Source organism: Pseudomonas sp. ML2-2023-6 (assembly GCF_037055265.1).
GTDB classification, from domain to species: Bacteria; Pseudomonadota; Gammaproteobacteria; order Pseudomonadales; family Pseudomonadaceae; genus Aquipseudomonas; species Aquipseudomonas kulmbachensis.
Genome location: NZ_CP146347.1, coordinates 1,501,309 through 1,517,836, shown reverse-complemented (window position 1 = coordinate 1,517,836; position 16,528 = coordinate 1,501,309). Strand labels below are relative to the sequence as shown.

Genomic DNA, 16,528 nt, shown 5'->3' with positions numbered 1-16,528 from the left:
GGAAAGAAACATCTCTTATTAATGTAAAACACCTCCTACGCACTGTTAACTTCCCCGCAGGGGGCGGAAGGCCCTGCGGTCCTTATCACAGCCTTCAGCAGCGCCTACAAAATCGCGCCCATAAAAAAAGCGAAGCCCAAAGGCTTCGCTTTTTTCTACCCAGCGTCTGAGCGCTTAGTGGTGCTCACGCGTAGCGCGGAATTTCACATCCGGCCAGCGCTCTTCCATCAACGCCAGGTTGACGCGAGTCGGAGCCAGGTAGGTCAAGTGACCACCGCCATCAATGGCCAGGTTTTCCACAGCCTTGACCTTGAACTCCTCGAGCTTTTTCTTATCGTCGCAATCAATCCAGCGCGCCGAGTACACGGTGATCGGCTCGTAGGAGCATTCCACTTTGTATTCGCCTTTCAAACGGCTCGCGACCACATCGAACTGCAGCACACCGACGGCGCCCAGGATGATGTCGTTACTGCGCTCCGGGAAGAACACCTGGGTGGCGCCCTCTTCCGCCAGTTGCTGCAAGCCCTGACGCAGTTGCTTGGATTTCAGCGGGTCACGCAGTCGTACGCGGCGGAACAGTTCCGGGGCGAAGTGCGGGATACCGGTGAAGCTCAGGCTCTCGCCTTCGGTAAAGGTGTCACCGATCTGGATGGTGCCGTGGTTGTGCAAACCGATGATGTCACCCGCGAAGGCCTCTTCGAGCTGTTCACGCTCGGAGGAGAAGAACGTCAGCGCATCGCCGATACGTACGTCTTTGCCGGTACGCGCATGGCGCATTTTCATGCCCTTCTCGTATTTGCCCGAGCAAATACGCATAAAGGCGATACGGTCGCGGTGTTTAGGGTCCATGTTCGCCTGGATCTTGAACACGAAACCGCTGAATTTCTCTTCGGTCGGCTCGACCGTGCGCTCGTTGGCAACACGAGGCAACGGCTCCGGTGCCCAGTTCACGACAGCGTCGAGCACGTGATCGACACCAAAGTTGCCCAATGCAGTACCGAAGAACACCGGCGTCAGTTGGCCATCGAGGAATTCCTGCTGGTTGAATTCATGGCAAGCGCCCTGAACCAGTTCCAACTGATCGACGAAACGCTGGTACTCGTCACCCAAATGGGCGCGGGCTTCATCGGAGTCGAGCTTTTCGATGATTTTGGTTTCGGTACGTTCATGACCATGACCGGCGGTGTAGACGATGATGTAGTCGTCTGCCAGGTGGTAAACACCCTTGAAGTCACGGTAGCAACCAATCGGCCAAGTGATCGGTGCAGCCTTGATTTTCAGGACTGCTTCGATCTCGTCCAGCAACTCGATCGGGTCGCGAATATCGCGGTCGAGTTTGTTGATAAAGCTGACGATAGGCGTGTCACGCAGACGGCAAACGTCCATCAGGGCGATGGTACGTGGCTCAACACCTTTACCGCCGTCGAGCACCATCAGCGCCGAGTCGACCGCAGTCAATGTGCGGTAGGTGTCTTCCGAGAAGTCTTCGTGGCCCGGGGTGTCGAGCAGGTTGATCATGTGGTCGCGATACGGGAACTGCATGACCGACGTGGTAATCGAAATACCCCGTTGTTTCTCCATTTCCATCCAGTCGGAGGTGGCATGGCGGTCGGACTTTCGCGATTTCACCGTACCGGCGATAGCAATCGCCTTACCCATCAGCAGGAGCTTTTCGGTGATGGTGGTCTTACCCGCATCGGGGTGGGAAATAATGGCGAAAGTGCGGCGTTTCGCGACTTCGGCGGCCTGGTTGGTCATGGGAAATCGCCTGACGATTGATTCAAAAAAGGGCGCGGATTATAGCCCAAATCAGGTGCCCACGGCCACCGTTGCCACCCTTGCTCGTCGGACAAGGGTGGCAATGTGCCGTAAAAAATGTGAACCTTTTAGACAGTGGAGGCGTCCACTCTCCTGATACGACAAACCGTCAGGAGCTGAAATATCAGCAAGTTAGCCTGACGAGGCTGCGCTAATGACAGGTGATGAGAGCGATTTTCGCCACCACCCGTTGCTCTTCGCGAACTCATTGTCGGCAGCCAGGAATGGCCTTGCCACACGACGATGTGTACGCCGACTGAAAAAAAGGAGTCCGTCTGTGGCTAATCGCTATGGAAAAGGGCTTATAGGATGTGCGGTAGTTATCGCGCTTCTGGCCCTGTTGGTCCACTGGATCGGCATCAGCACTATCGAACACTATCAAGATGATTTGTTGTTCTATCTGCAAGCCCACCTGTACCTGGTACTCGCTTCAATGCTCGCGGCCCTCCTTGTAGGGATACCAGCCGGCATTTTCCTCAGCCGACCTAATATGGCCGGACGTGCGGAACGCTTCATGCAAGTCTTCAACATCGGTAACACCGTACCCCCGCTGGCGGTACTGGCCATTGCCCTGGGTTTCCTGGGAATCGGTAGCGGCCCTGCCATCTTCGCCCTGTTTCTCGCCTCGTTGCTGCCTATCGTGCGCAACACTTATGAAGGTCTGAAAAACGTCCAGGGTTCACTCAAGGAAGCCGCCGTCGGCATCGGCATGACCCCGCGCCAGGTGCTGTGGCGAGTCGAGTTGCCCAACGCCGTGCCCATCATCATGGGCGGTGTGCGAGTGGCACTGGCGATCAACGTCGGGACGGCACCGCTGGCGTTCCTGATCGGCGCCAACAGCCTGGGCAGCCTGATTTTCCCCGGCATCGCCCTTAACAATCAGCCGCAATTGATCCTCGGCGCTGCGTGTACCGCGCTGCTGGCATTGCTGCTCGACGGCCTGGTGATTCTCATCAGCCGCCGATGGTTGGAACGCGGTCTGCGACCTGTTTAAGGTCTGGCTGAGCAAAGGAATACCCATGAAAAAAATTAGCTTTTTACTAGGCTGCATCCTGCTGTGCGCAGGAATTGTCCAAGCCGCAGAAAAACCCCTGATTCGCATTGGGGCGCGGGTGTTCACCGAGCAAACACTGCTCGCGGAAATCACTTCGCAATACCTTAACAGCAAGGGTTACAACGCCAAGGTGACCGGCGGGCTCGGCAGCAGCCTGGCACGTTCGGCCCATCAATCCGGGCAACTGGACATGGTGTGGGAATACACCGGCGTATCGTTGGTGGCCTACAACCACATCACCGACAAGCTCGACAGTCAGCAATCCTACGACCGGGTCAAAGAGGTCGATGCAAAAAAAGGACTGATCTGGCTACACCCGTCCAAGTTCAGCAATACCTACGCGCTGGCCTTGCCACAGAAAGTGGCCGAGGCGTTTCCCGACATCAACAGCATCAGCGATCTGAACAAGGCACTGCGTGACCCGCAAAACAAAAGAGCGCTGGTGGCCCTGGACACTGAGTTTGCCAACCGTTCCGATGGTTTGCTGGGCATGGTCGAGCTCTACGACATGGACCTGACCCGCCGCAATATCCGACAGATGGACGCAGGTCTGGTCTACACCGCGCTGAAAAACGGTCAGGTGTTTGCCGGGCTGGTCTACACCACGGACGGTCGCTTGAGCGCCTTCAACCTCAAGCTGCTCAACGACGACTTGCATTACTTCCCGGACTACACCGCCGCACCGGTAGTGAGCAAAACCTACCTGGACGCCCACCCGGACCTCGAAGGCCTGCTCAAGCCGCTGGCGGATCTGTTTGACGACGAAACCATGCGTCAGCTCAACGCCCGGGTCGACGTTGACCACGAAAGCCCGTCCAAAGTCGCCGCAGACTTCCTGCGCCAGCATCCACTGAACTGAATCGAGGAGAAGACATGGAATTTTTAAACGCCTTTTCCCATATGGACTGGTCGCTAGTCTTACATCTGACCTTGCAACACATCAGCCTGGTAGGCATTGCCGTGGTGCTCGCGATCCTTATCGGTGTACCGCTGGGTGTGCTAATGACGCGTTTCCCGACACTGGCCGGCCCCCTGCAAGCCAGTGCCACCGTGCTGCTGACCATTCCGTCAATCGCCCTGTTCGGTCTGCTGCTGCCGTTTTACTCCAAATTCGGTCAGGGCCTGGGCCCGATGCCAGCCATCACGGCGGTGTTCCTTTATTCACTGCTGCCCATCATGCGTAACACCTTTCTCGCCCTTACCGGCGTTGAGCCGGGTATTCGCGAAGCCGCACGCGGCATCGGCATGACCTTCGGCCAGCGCCTGCGCATGGTTGAACTGCCGATCGCGGTGCCCGTGATTCTGGCCGGTGTGCGCACCGCCGTGGTGATGAACATCGGTGTAATGACCATCGCCGCCACCATCGGTGCTGGCGGTCTGGGTGTACTTATTCTTGCTGCAATCAGCCGTAGCGACATGTCGATGCTGATCGTCGGCGCCGTGTTGGTCAGTGTTCTGGCCATCATCGCTGACCTGCTTTTGCAATGGCTGCAACGCTCGCTGACTCCAAAAGGACTGCTCAAATGATCGAACTTCAAAACCTCAGCAAAACTTTCCAAAGCAACGGCAAAGACGTAAAGGCCGTGGACTCGGTAAGCCTGACCGTCAACGAAGGCGAAATCTGCGTATTCCTCGGGCCTTCGGGCTGCGGCAAAAGCACCACGCTGAAAATGATTAACCGCCTGATCAAGCCCACCTCCGGCAAAATCCTGATCAATGGCGAAGACACTACCGACCTCGACCCGGTAACCCTGCGGCGCAATATCGGTTATGTAATCCAGCAAATTGGTCTGTTCCCCAACATGACCATCGAGGAGAACATCACCGTCGTCCCGCGCCTGCTTGGCTGGGACAAGCAAAAGTGCCATGACCGTGCTCGTGAACTGATGAGCATGATCAAGCTCGAACCCAAGCAGTACCTCAATCGCTACCCGCGTGAACTGTCGGGCGGCCAGCAACAGCGGATCGGGGTGATTCGCGCCCTCGCCGCCGATGCACCGTTGCTATTAATGGACGAACCGTTTGGCGCGGTCGACCCGATCAACCGCGAGATGATCCAGAACGAATTTTTCGAGATGCAGCGGGCGCTGAACAAGACCGTAATCATGGTCAGTCACGACATCGACGAAGCAATCAAGTTGGGTGACAAGATTGCGATCTTCCGTGGCGGCAAGCTGCTGCAGATGGATCACCCCGACACCCTGCTCGCCCACCCAGCCGACGATTTTGTCAGCAACTTCGTGGGCCAGGACAGCACGCTCAAGCGCCTGCTGCTGGTCAAGGCTGAAGACGCAGCGGACAACGCGCCGTCAGTCAGCCCTGAAACCCCGGTGGGTGAAGCGCTGGAACTGATGGACGAACTCGACCGTCGTTACGTTGTGGTCACCTGCGCCGACAACAAGGCCCTGGGCTATGTGCGTCGTCGCGACCTGCACCGCCAGACCGGTACGTGCGGCCAGTACCTGCGCGAATTCACCGCCACAGCCGCCTCCGAGGAGCATTTGCGCATCCTGCTGTCGCGCATGTATGAGTTCAACCGTTCGTGGTTGCCGGTGATGGACGCCGAGCGTGTGTTCCAGGGTGAAGTGACCCAGGAATCGATTGCCGCCTACCTGAGCTCGGGCCGCTCGCGCGGGGCCAAGACCAGTATCGTGTCGCCAGCAGATATCGCGCTGGCGTAACGGCCAACAAGCTTGGGGCAGCCCAATGCTGTTCACTTAAGCAAGTGGTATGACTGTGGGAGCGAGCCAGCCCGCGAAGGTCGTTAACGATAGCGCGTACGCTATTGAAACCTTCGCGAGCAGGCTCGTTCCCACAGTCGTGTTCACCTTCCACGCCCCCGCAAAAGCCCTCCGTTCGAACTCCTCAGTGTCATGACTGTCGGTTACTTATATAGCTGTCAGTGCCCCCACGACGAACGCGTACAAAAACGCGACATTTTTTGTTGATCTCAGCGCACTCACGCCCTAAAGTTCGCGCCGAACATTCATGCTGGAAACGATCCATCCGGCTCAAGTACTGACGACGAGACAGCAAGGTCCATTTACCTTATTTGCTTTCGGCGGACATGCCTTGGGAAGTAGGCGAACCAAAGTGGGGATACGGAGGATGTTCAGCTGCACCCATTTATTTTTTACGTTTGCCACAGGAGTCCCCACGCATGTCGATTCAGATCGAAGACTATTACGCGCGCGATACCTTCAACAAAATGAAGGCTTTCGCTGACACCCAGGAAACTCCGTTCGTGGTGATCGACACCGCCATGATCAGCAAGGCTTACGATGACCTGCGTGCAGGCTTCGAATTCGCCAAGGTGTACTACGCCGTCAAAGCCAACCCGGCCGTCGAAATCATCGACTTGCTGCGCGACAAGGGTTCGAACTTCGACATCGCGTCGATCTACGAACTGGACAAAGTGATGGCCCAAGGCGTTGGCCCGGATCGCATCAGCTACGGCAACACCATCAAGAAATCCAAAGACATCCGTTATTTCTACGAGAAAGGCGTGCGCCTGTTCTCCACCGACTCCGAAGCCGACCTGCGCAACATTGCCAAGGCTGCACCGGGTTCGAAAATCTACGTGCGTATTCTGACCGAAGGCTCGACCACTGCTGACTGGCCTTTGTCGCGCAAATTCGGCTGCCAGACCGACATGGCCATGGACCTGCTGATCCTGGCTCGCGACCTGGGCCTGGTGCCTTACGGCATTTCGTTCCACGTGGGCTCCCAGCAACGCGACATCAGCGTTTGGGATGCCGCGATCGCCAAGGTCAAAGTGATCTTTGAACGTTTGAAAGAAGAAGACGGCATCGTCCTCAAGCTGATCAACATGGGCGGCGGCTTCCCGGCCAACTACATTACCCGTACCAACAGCCTGGAAACTTACGCCGAAGAAATCATCCGTTTCCTCAAGGAAGACTTCGGCGACGACCTGCCAGAAATCATCCTGGAACCAGGCCGCTCGCTGATCGCCAACGCCGGTATTTTGGTCAGCGAAGTAGTACTGGTTGCGCGTAAGTCGCGCACCGCCGTTGAGCGTTGGGTATACACCGACGTGGGCAAATTCTCTGGCCTGATCGAAACCATGGACGAAGCCATCAAGTTCCCGATCTGGACTGAAAAGAAAGGTGAAATGGAAGAAGTCGTAATCGCCGGTCCAACCTGCGACAGCGCCGACATCATGTACGAAAACTACAAGTACGGCCTGCCACTGAACCTGGCCATCGGTGACCGCCTGTACTGGTTGTCGACCGGTGCCTACACCACCAGTTACAGCGCTGTTGAGTTCAATGGCTTCCCGCCGTTGAAGTCGTTCTACCTGTAAAACTGCAACGCCCTCCGGACAAGTGTTCGGGGGGCGTTATTCGTTGCTAGCGACTGATGCGCCGCAAGAAGCGCTGAAACCCGGACAGCTCTGCCGATGCTTGCAGCATCGAATGTTCATTCACTTCAGTCGTCGCACGAACCCTGGCCAAAAACACACTCAGCCCTTGGGCAACCAACCTCAGGTTTTCAACCCAGTAGGCCCGCGCCTCAACCAGTTCTGTGTGGCGGCGAATTTTTTCTGCCCGCTCCTTGAATGACCGCGCATCCGTCCTGTTCTTGTTTTGCAACACTCTCAGGTCATATAACTTTTCAGTTATTTTATTGCGTGCCACAGTCAGCGAAAACAACCGATAACCACCGTCAAAAAAGCCCAGATACTGCACCACGCGTGCAATGGCCGCTGTGACAACATCCGCCTCCACTTTGCCCACCTGGGTTGTGGTGACAAGCGTCTGTATTTGCTCGGCCGTGGGCAGCAAGTCCCGTACATGCTCCAACCATGTACGGGACTGCAACACGGCGACAGCAGCATCTAAAACCTGTTTATCTGCCCGCAACCGATCTTCTTCCACTTGCAACGTTAAAGCCTGTTGTTCCAGTTCTTCGAGCCTGACCGCGTCATAAGCCAACAAAGGATCGGAGTAGTGTTCCAGGTTTAGCCCACCCCCCTCCTCGACACGCAATACTATTTGCTCCTTGGCCGCGGTGACTGCACTTGCGATACGGCCTACCCGCTGCGCAAAAGCATCATTCAGAACTTTAAGCGCAGCGCTTTGCACTTCCACAGTCAATTCGGTGTGTGCCTGAATCGCAACCCACTGTTCGAGCAGTTCATCGAGCCCCGCATTTTCCACTTTCACATCAAGACTGCGTACGTGCTCGACAATTACACGTGCACTGTGACTCAAGCATCTGGCCGCCAGACTCAAGCGTTCCTGCAATGAGGGGATAAAATCATATTCGCGATTAACCGCCACCGCATTGAACTTTTTAAGCCCTGCAAAAACACCCGGCATATCAGGATTTTCGTAAACCATTAGTCCAATTTCCCTATTCATGATTTCAGTCCCTTTATTCAAAAGCGCTCATTGATAATTTCATTAAACGCATTGGATATCTGCACGCTGTAGTCTTTAACACGCGTCCAGGGATTTAACAGTTGGGCGAAATCAAGTTTGAATTTATGGAGTCGGGCGAGGTTATCCACACCCTCCAGCTGCTCGGCGGCTTCATCCAGATAAATGGCAATATAGCCCCACACTTGCGCCAACTGCTTGGCTCCCTGCTCGGCCACGAGCATACGACTGCGCAAATCAACAAAACGCTGCTGAGTGGCATCCAGCATAATGGCCAGTCGCTCTTGTTCCTGACTGCCTTTCCTTGCGATATCCCGCGCAGCAATCAGTTTGTTTTTTCGGGCACGAGTAGCTTCGGCTTTTACGCCAAATATCCCGCCCGTGATCGCCAAAACGATAGGCCCCATAAGTATCCCTGAATGCCCATACAACACCTGAGATTTGTAGTCCTTGATGACCTGCTCAATTTCACTGTCCAGTTCCTTGATACGCGCGATCAACGCTACCCGCTCTTGGGAGAGCCCGGCCTGCGCATAGGCCTTAAGCTTGGTGTTAACCTCGTGAATCAACTCGTCCGACAGCACTCGCTCAAACTCGGCCGCCAATGCGCCTACGGCGTAGGCCTTTTTAATATACGAGTCGGTATCTTTTTTAATCTGCAGTACGTAATCCCTGACAATCCCGACTGCCCTAAGCTCTGTTGTACTTAGAATGATTTCTTTCAACTCGGCCTCTTCCTCCTCGGTCAACTCATTCAACGTACCGGTGAGAAATCGCTCGAACTCGACTCTATTGATGATCTCAATAATGCCGTTACCCGTTGTAATAAAACTGTCAGAGAACCGGTTAAGTTGCCGACTCAGCTCTTTTGTATCACGCTCCAGTGGCGACCATGTAGCGGCGTGCTGTACAACTTGTTGATGAAACGCCTGAATGCTTGCAGGTTCCAGGCCCGGCACACTTTCCGTGTTACCCCCAACCCACTCCACGATCTTGTTGTAGTCAACCGGCAATGCCCGTGACTCGCGAACATAAGCACGAACACTGTGTATATCACTGCGCCGAATGATAAAGCCCAATTCATCTTTTGAAACAGCTGCATCACTCTTGCCGGCCAGCACCTGAATATACTGTGACGGTAAAAGTACAGCGGCCTCCAACGAAGTCATTTTTTCCAGCGATCTGGCTTCGCCAATATTCTCACTGAATGCGAAATCACTACCTTGCATATTAATTCCCTTTAAATAATTATCCTGCCCAAACAGAATTAATCTTTAAAGGACTTCAATCAACTGCAACATTGCTCTGCAACATGTAAGACAATGACAAAAGCAAAAATGAATAGTTACCGAAGTAAATACTCACTCGCTCGGACTCACTTGAAAGCCGCGTACGAGTACTACTCGCACGGCGTAATCAGGATCAGAAGTTGTTGCTCTGCAACGCATTAATCCTCGCTTGCCAAGCATCGCTGAGGGCTTGGACACGAGGCTCACGAGCCTCGAGCAGGGCTGCCCGGCTCACCCGTAAAAAATTCAGATTGCCGCCTGCAAGTGCACGCTCAAACCAGATTAACGCCTCATCGATATTGCCGGACTCGGCCAACACCGAGGCATGGCTGAACTGGCCACGAAAATCACCGCCAAGGGCTGAGCGCTCGTACCAAAAACACGCCGCAGGCTTATCGCCCGGGCAATGCACGCCCGCTTCGAGGTAACGCCCCACCAGGTTCATCGACTTGGCATGGCCCGCCTGCGCCGCCACCCAGTACAACTTGAACGCCGCGTCCTGGTCTTGTGCCACACCGCGACCAGTGGCCAGCAGGTTGGCGTAATTGTAGAGCGCCCAATCCAGCCCGCCCTCTGCTGCCTGCCGATACTCCAGGCTCGCCAGAGTGCAGTCCACCGGCCCGCCCCAGCCATGCTCCCAGCAGCGGCCGAGCATGTTGCGGGCCATCAAGTGCCCACCATTGGCCGCAATCTGAAACCAGCGTTTGGCGAGTACGGGATCACGTGCAATACCCTGGCCGTCGAGCAGAATCTGCCCGAGCAAGGCCTGGCCATCGACGATGCCTTGCTTGGCCGCCAGTAAAATGGCCTGGGCCGCTTTCGCCGGGTTCTCAGCCAGCATGGCGCTCAGTTGGTCGCCATCCAGCACTTCTTCGCGGAGCAATTGAAAGCTCATGGCTACACCTCAGCCCAGCGACGCAATAGATTGTGATACGTGCCGGTGAGCTGGATCAGCGATGGATGATCGGGTACATCGCGGGTCAGTTGCTGAATCGCGCCATCCATCTCAAACAGCAAGGTGCGCTGGCTATCTTCGCGCACCAGGCTTTGGGTCCAGAAAAACGATGCGAAGCGTGCCCCACGGGTGACGGCATTAACCTTGTGCAAACTGGTGCCGGGGTACAGCACCATATCGCCAGCAGGCAACTTGACCTGCTGCACACCGTAGGTGTCCTGAATCACCAGCTCGCCGCCGTCATAGTCCTCGGGATCGCTGAAAAACAGGGTTGCCGAAAGATCGGTACGCACCCGCTCGGGGCTGCCTTTGGGTTGGCGCACGGCGTTATCAATATGAAAGTCGAAACTGCCGCCACCGGTGTAGCAGTTCACCAACGGCGGGAACACTTTGTGCGGTAACGCTGCTGACATGAACTGCGGGTTTTTCCACAGCCTGTCGATCATCGCTACGCCAATTTCCTTGGCTAACGGGTGGTCTTCGGGCAATTGCAGATTGTGCTTGGCCTTGGCCGATTGAAAACCTGCGGTGATCTTGCCGTCAGCCCACTCTGTCTGCTCCAGCGCCTCACGAATGCGCTGCACCTCATCACGGGAAAACAAGCCGGGGATATGCAGCAACATGACGCCATACCTGATAGCAAAGGGATGGCAATGGTATTGATTCTTATTGAATGTGTAAAACCCTGTTAAGGGTCCATAGACGAACGAGTGTGAAAAAACCGTAAAGGGAATTTGTAAAGATTGTAAATTTAGCGCAAATAGTAATATCTCTCAATTGATAGCTAGAATTGTTTGCACTATATTTCGCGGCTCAAATTCTGGGGGAAGGGATCTTAAAATGTCGCGCCAACAATTAAAAATACCCGTCAGCTCACCGCGTTTGCTGGCTTCAGCCATCGGTGTCGCTATCACCGCGACGTCTGCAGCCCATATGGCTCAGGCTGCTGAAAGCACTGACAGCAAGGTACAGGGCAACAGTATTTCCCTTGGCGCGACCACTGTTACCGGTGAGGCTCAAGATCAAAAGTCGTATCAGGTCGAGAAAGCCAGCTCCCAGAAGTACACCGCACCTCTGGTCGACACCCCGCGCTCCGTCACCGTGATCCCTCAGCAGGTGCTGCAAGACACCGCAGCCACCTCGTTACAAGACGCATTGCGCACTGTTCCGGGTATCACCTTCGGCGCAGGCGAAGGCGGTAACCCACAGGGCGACCGTCCGTTTATTCGTGGTTTTGACGCTCAGGCCGATATGTACCTGGACGGCGTGCGTGACGCTGGCGGCCAGACCCGTGAAATTTTTGACATCGAGTCGATCGAAGTCAGCAAAGGCCCGAACTCCTCCTTTGGTGGTCGTGGCTCGGCAGGAGGCAGCCTGAACATGGTGAGCAAGGCCCCTAAACTGGGTGACTTCACCAACGGTGGTTTCACCTACGGCTCCGACCAGACCCGTCGCTACACCGTGGATGTAAACCGTCAGTTCCTGGACACCGCTGCGTTCCGCCTGAACCTGATGAGCCACGAGCAGAATGTCTCGGGCCGTGATGCGGTCAACTACGACCGCTGGGGCGTTGCGCCATCGCTGACCTTCGGCCTGGGCACTGAAAACCGCCTGAACGTCAGCTACTACCACCTGGAAAGCAACGATCTGCCGGACTCGGGCATTCCGTATGGCTACAGCAACAGCTCAAAAACAGCTGTTCATGGTCACGACAAGCCAACCGATGGCGGTGACAGCAGCAACTTTTACGGTTTGAAAGACCGTGACTTCCGCAAAACCCGCGTCGACATCAGCACCATCTCGTTCGAGCATGACTTCAGCGACGCGATGACCCTGAAGAACACTTTCCGTCACGGCAACACCGGCCAGGACTACATCCTGACCCAGCCAGACGATAGCCAGCACAACGTTAACCAGTACGGCACCGTGTGGCGTCGAGCCAACACCCGTGTTTCGACTACCGAAACCACCACCAACCAGACCGATCTGTTTGGTAACTTTCAGGTCATGGGCTTCAAGAACACCTATTCCACAGGTGTCGAGTTCACCCGTGAAGAAACCCGGGCCAGCGGCTATACCGTCTCCCCGAACAGCAACCCTAACTGCACACCGGACAAAGTCGGCAACAGCGGTGGCCAGTGCACCTCGCTGTCCAACCCTAATCCGAATGACGTTTGGACCGGTACTGAAGCGCGCAACTACTACGGCACCAACACCGTTGGCGTGACCAAGGCGGCTTACGTGTTCGACACGATCGAACTTGATCCAAAATGGCTGTTGAACGCCGGTCTGCGTTATGACGCGTTCAGCACCACAGCCAACACCAACGCTGCAACCGGCCGCACCAAAGCCTCCAACGACAGCAACTTCTTCAACTGGCAGACCGGTCTGGTCTGGAAGCCGCTGGATAACGGTAGCGTTTACGTTTCCTACGCGACATCAGCTTCCCCACCAGGTGGCATTGTGGGTGAAGGCGCTGAAGGCAACGGTCTGATTGCCCAGGGCAGCAACATTACCAGCGACCTGAAGCCGGAAGAAACCGTTAACTACGAGCTGGGCACCAAGTGGGATGTGCTCCACGATCGCCTGTCGCTGACGGCTGCGATATTCCGTACCGAGAAGAAAAACACCCGCGTCCTGACTGACTCGTTCACCTACCAAAACGCCGGTGAGTCCCGCGTTGACGGTCTGGAATTGTCGGCCAGCGGCAAGATCACTGAAAAATGGCAAGTGTTTGCAGGCTACAGCTACCTGAAGAGCGAGCTGGTTGATCCAGGCCAAAAAGGCAACCGTAACGGCAGTATCAATACCACTGCCGTGTCGGACAAAGGCAACGAAATGCCAAACACCCCGAAAAACAGCTTCAGCCTGTGGACAACTTATGAAGTGATGCCAAAGCTGACCATCGGCGGCGGTGCGTTCTATGTTGACGAAGTGTACGGCGACACCGCCAACACCGTTTACGTCCCGGCCTATACCCGCTACGACGCAATGGCCAGCTACAAGCTGACCAAAAACATCGATCTACAACTGAACGTACAGAACCTGACCGACAAGACCTACTACGACAAAGCCTATGCTGCGCACTTCGCCAGCCAGGCAGCAGGCCGTACAGCCTTGTTGACCACCAGCTTCCACTTCTAATTTGAAGTTGAGCTGAACAGAGCCCCGTCCATTCAATGGCCGGGGCTTTTGTGTGTAGCCGCTGACGAGGTACGAAGTTGCGATGCGGGCCGCAGGACCGCCGACGGGGGCCGCTGCGCAACCCATCGCAGCCTCGTACCTCGTCAGCGGCTACATGTTCCGGGCGCTACACAAATGTATAAATGACGTACACGGCAAACTGCGCCGTGAAGCATTCAATTGAGCAAGCAAGGCGGTCGTTGTGTTTAAGAAAACACTTTTTCAGCTGCACTGGTTTTTCGGGATTACCGCAGGGCTGGTTCTGGCCCTGATGGGGATAACCGGCGCCACGGTGTCGTTTCAGGACGAGTTGCTGAACTTGCTCAACCCTTCGGTGCTCAAGGTCGAGAAACTCGACAGCGGCGTGCTGCCTCCCGCCGAACTGGTACGCAGGGTCGAAGCCACCGAGGGCAAACAGGTTTCCATGCTGTGGGTGGGTGTGGACAGCGGCACTGCCGCGCGCATCTTCTTCACCCCACCACCGGGTGAGCGCCGTGGCCAACTGCGTTATGTCGACCCGTATACCGGCACCTACCAAGGCGATGCCAGCGGCCAGGGCTTCTTCGACCTGATGCTGCAACTGCACCGCTTTCTGGCCATGGGCCAAACCGGTCGCCAGATCACTGGCGCCTGTACCTTGATGCTGATTTTCTTCTGCCTCTCGGGCCTGTACTTGCGCTGGCCGCGCAAAGCGTTGAACTGGCGCACCTGGCTGACCCTGGACTGGGCGAAAAAAGGCCGCAGCTTCAATTGGGACCTGCACGCCGTAGCCGGGACCTGGTGCATGATCTTTTACCTGCTGGCTGCCCTGACCGGTCTGTCGTGGTCCTACGAGTGGTACAACAAGGGCCTGCAAAAGCTGTTTTCGGACACCCCCAACAGCGAGCAACGCAAAGGTGGCCGCGGCCAGCCAGGGCCTGCAGGGCCAGCTCCGGTTGCTGACTATGACGCGATCTGGGCCAGTATCCAGAAAGCTGCCGGGCCAGAGCTGAGTCTGTACAACGTGCGTATGCCGCCTGTGGCCGGGCAACCGGCCACGGTGTTTTACCTGCTCAACAGTTCACCCCACGAACGTGCGTTCAACATGATCAGCCTCGACCCGGCCACAGGTCGGGTGAAAAAGCATGATCGCTACGAAGACAAAAGTTACAAGGCGCAACTACTCGGTAGCATTTACGCGCTCCACGTGGGCAGCTATTGGGGGCTGACCGGTCGCATTCTGGTGACCATCGCCAGCCTGACCATGCCGTTGTTCTTTATTACCGGCTGGTTACTGTACCTGGACCGGCGCCGTAAAAAGCGTCAGATCAAACAGGCACGCCAGGGTTTTGCCGCCGCAAGCAACGATGCGCCGTCATGGCTGATCGGCTTTGCCAGCCAGAGCGGGTTTGCCGAACAACTGGCCTGGCAGACTGCCGGGCAATTGCAGGCAGCCGGGTTGCCGGTGCGGGTTCAGCCTTTGGCCACACTCAGTGAAGACGACTTGCAACAGGCCAGTAACGCACTGTTTGTGGTCAGCACTTTTGGCGATGGCGAAGCACCCGACAGCGCACGCGGCTTTGAACGCAAAGTCCTCGGCCAGCCCTTGGCGTTGAACGCACTCAACTATTCGGTGCTGGCACTGGGCGATCGCCAATACCCGAACTTTTGTGGTTTTGCGACACGGGTTCAGCAATGGCTGAGCGAACGCGGTGCGCAGTCATTGTTTAGCCCGGTGCAAGTGGACAGTGGCGATCCTCAGGCGCTGCATCACTGGCAGCAACAGCTCAGCCAACTCACTGGCGCAGCGCCACCAGCCAACTGGCAGGCGCCGAGCTACAACAACTGGCCCCTTGCTCAGCGCCTCCTGCTCAACCCCGACAGCTGCGGCTCGGGGGTTTACCTGCTGGGGCTCAGCGCGCCCGACGCAAGCTACTCGTGGCAGCCGGGTGATCTAGTGGAAGTCATGCCCCGGCACTCGAGCTGGGCGGTTGAGCATTTCCTTGAAGGCCTGGGCCTATCGGCTGACACCCAAGTGCAACTCGATGGCCTGCAGGAAACCCTGGCCCAGGCGCTGGCAGGCCGCCAACTGCCGGAAAATCGCGGCCATCTGGTGGGCATGCACGCCCAGGCCCTGGTAGATGCGCTTATCCCGCTGAACATGCGCGAATATTCGATTGCCTCGATCCCGCAAGATGGCTTGCTGCAATTGATCGTGCGGCAGGAACGCCATGATGATGGCAGTCTGGGGATCGGTTCGGGCTGGCTCACTGAACATGCCGCCGTCGGTTCGGCTATCAGCCTGCGCGTGCGGCGCAATAGCGGCTTCCATCTACCGGCCGAACCCTGCCCACTGATTCTGCTGGGTAATGGCACAGGGCTGGCGGGGCTGCGCAGCTTGCTCAAGGGCCGAATTGCTCAGGGTCAGCAGCGCAACTGGTTGTTCTTTGGCGAGCGTAACGCCGAGCACGACTTCTATTGCCGCGATGAGTTGCAAGGCTGGTTGGCCAGTGGTGATCTGGCACGGCTGGATCTGGCATTTTCGCGGGACCAGGCGCAGAAGATTTATGTACAGGATCGCTTGCTGGAAGCCGCTGATGAAGTGCGCCAGTGGCTGGCTGATGGCGCCGCTATCTATATTTGCGGCAGTTTGCAGGGGATGGCGGCGGGCGTGGATCAGGCGCTGATCGATATGCTGGGGGCTGAAGCGGTGGAGTTACTGATCGAGCAAGGGCGCTATCGGCGGGATGTGTATTAACGATACCGATCCATTGTGGGACAACACTGCGGTGTATGTGTTACATCGCAGTGATGCCATCCCGAGCAAGCCCGACTCCCACAAGTTTGC

Annotated in this window: 12 protein-coding genes; 7 read left to right on the top strand and 5 right to left on the bottom strand. The window is 56.3% G+C overall.

Translation table 11 applies throughout. The annotated features are described in order from the left end of the window. Window positions 1-174: 174 nt before the first annotated feature. The gene (locus V6L79_RS07005) at window positions 175-1,758 is read right to left on the bottom strand and encodes a peptide chain release factor 3 (RefSeq protein ID WP_261740951.1); all 1,584 of its coding nucleotides are present in this window, start codon (window positions 1,756-1,758) and stop codon (window positions 175-177) included. Between the two features lie 337 nt (window positions 1,759-2,095). Here V6L79_RS07005 and V6L79_RS07000 point away from each other — a divergent pair, with 337 nt between their 5' ends. The 5 genes from V6L79_RS07000 to V6L79_RS06980 all read left to right on the top strand — a co-directional run bounded on the left by V6L79_RS07000 (window position 2,096) and on the right by V6L79_RS06980 (window position 7,196). Next, window positions 2,096-2,812 (top strand): ABC transporter permease, encoded by a 717-nt coding sequence (locus tag V6L79_RS07000; protein WP_048359225.1) that lies wholly within the window; start codon window positions 2,096-2,098, stop codon window positions 2,810-2,812. 25 nt (window positions 2,813-2,837) lie between these two features. Next, complete coding sequence (locus tag V6L79_RS06995) at window positions 2,838-3,731, top strand: glycine betaine ABC transporter substrate-binding protein (RefSeq protein ID WP_261740950.1); 894 nt, start codon at window positions 2,838-2,840, stop codon at window positions 3,729-3,731. A 14-nt stretch (window positions 3,732-3,745) separates the two neighbouring features. Continuing rightward, complete coding sequence (locus tag V6L79_RS06990) at window positions 3,746-4,399, top strand: ABC transporter permease (protein WP_261740949.1); 654 nt, start codon at window positions 3,746-3,748, stop codon at window positions 4,397-4,399. Next, window positions 4,396-5,553 carry a betaine/proline/choline family ABC transporter ATP-binding protein gene (locus V6L79_RS06985; RefSeq protein WP_261740948.1) on the top strand — a complete coding sequence of 386 codons (1,158 nt, stop codon included), beginning with the start codon at window positions 4,396-4,398 and terminating at the stop codon, window positions 5,551-5,553. The genes V6L79_RS06990 and V6L79_RS06985 overlap by 4 nt, the downstream gene beginning before the upstream one ends. Before the next feature lie 479 nt (window positions 5,554-6,032). Further along, window positions 6,033-7,196: a type III PLP-dependent enzyme gene (locus V6L79_RS06980; protein WP_261740947.1), complete on the top strand. Its 1,164-nt coding sequence runs from the start codon at window positions 6,033-6,035 to the stop codon at window positions 7,194-7,196. Between the two features lie 46 nt (window positions 7,197-7,242). Here V6L79_RS06980 and V6L79_RS06975 read toward each other — a convergent pair whose 3' ends face one another. The 4 genes from V6L79_RS06975 to V6L79_RS06960 all read right to left on the bottom strand — a co-directional run bounded on the left by V6L79_RS06975 (window position 7,243) and on the right by V6L79_RS06960 (window position 11,141). Continuing rightward, window positions 7,243-8,256 carry an alpha-xenorhabdolysin family binary toxin subunit B gene (locus tag V6L79_RS06975; RefSeq protein WP_321835828.1) on the bottom strand — a complete coding sequence of 338 codons (1,014 nt, stop codon included), beginning with the start codon at window positions 8,254-8,256 and terminating at the stop codon, window positions 7,243-7,245. Between the two features lie 17 nt (window positions 8,257-8,273). Next, window positions 8,274-9,503: an alpha-xenorhabdolysin family binary toxin subunit A gene (locus tag V6L79_RS06970; protein WP_321837404.1), complete on the bottom strand. Its 1,230-nt coding sequence runs from the start codon at window positions 9,501-9,503 to the stop codon at window positions 8,274-8,276. 193 nt (window positions 9,504-9,696) lie between these two features. Further along, on the bottom strand, window positions 9,697-10,458 hold the full coding sequence (locus tag V6L79_RS06965; protein ID WP_338579992.1) for a tetratricopeptide repeat protein: 762 nt from the start codon (window positions 10,456-10,458) through the stop codon (window positions 9,697-9,699). Window positions 10,459-10,460: 2 nt separating this feature from the next. Continuing rightward, window positions 10,461-11,141 carry a Fe2+-dependent dioxygenase gene (locus V6L79_RS06960; protein ID WP_261740943.1) on the bottom strand — a complete coding sequence of 227 codons (681 nt, stop codon included), beginning with the start codon at window positions 11,139-11,141 and terminating at the stop codon, window positions 10,461-10,463. Between the two features lie 217 nt (window positions 11,142-11,358). On the opposite strand from V6L79_RS06960, the gene V6L79_RS06955 reads away from it, so the two are divergent. After that, window positions 11,359-13,662 (top strand): TonB-dependent siderophore receptor, encoded by a 2,304-nt coding sequence (locus tag V6L79_RS06955; protein WP_321835824.1) that lies wholly within the window; start codon window positions 11,359-11,361, stop codon window positions 13,660-13,662. A 241-nt stretch (window positions 13,663-13,903) separates the two neighbouring features. Then, window positions 13,904-16,438: a sulfite reductase flavoprotein subunit alpha gene (locus V6L79_RS06950; protein WP_338579991.1), complete on the top strand. Its 2,535-nt coding sequence runs from the start codon at window positions 13,904-13,906 to the stop codon at window positions 16,436-16,438. The last annotated feature ends 90 nt before the right edge of the window (window positions 16,439-16,528 follow it).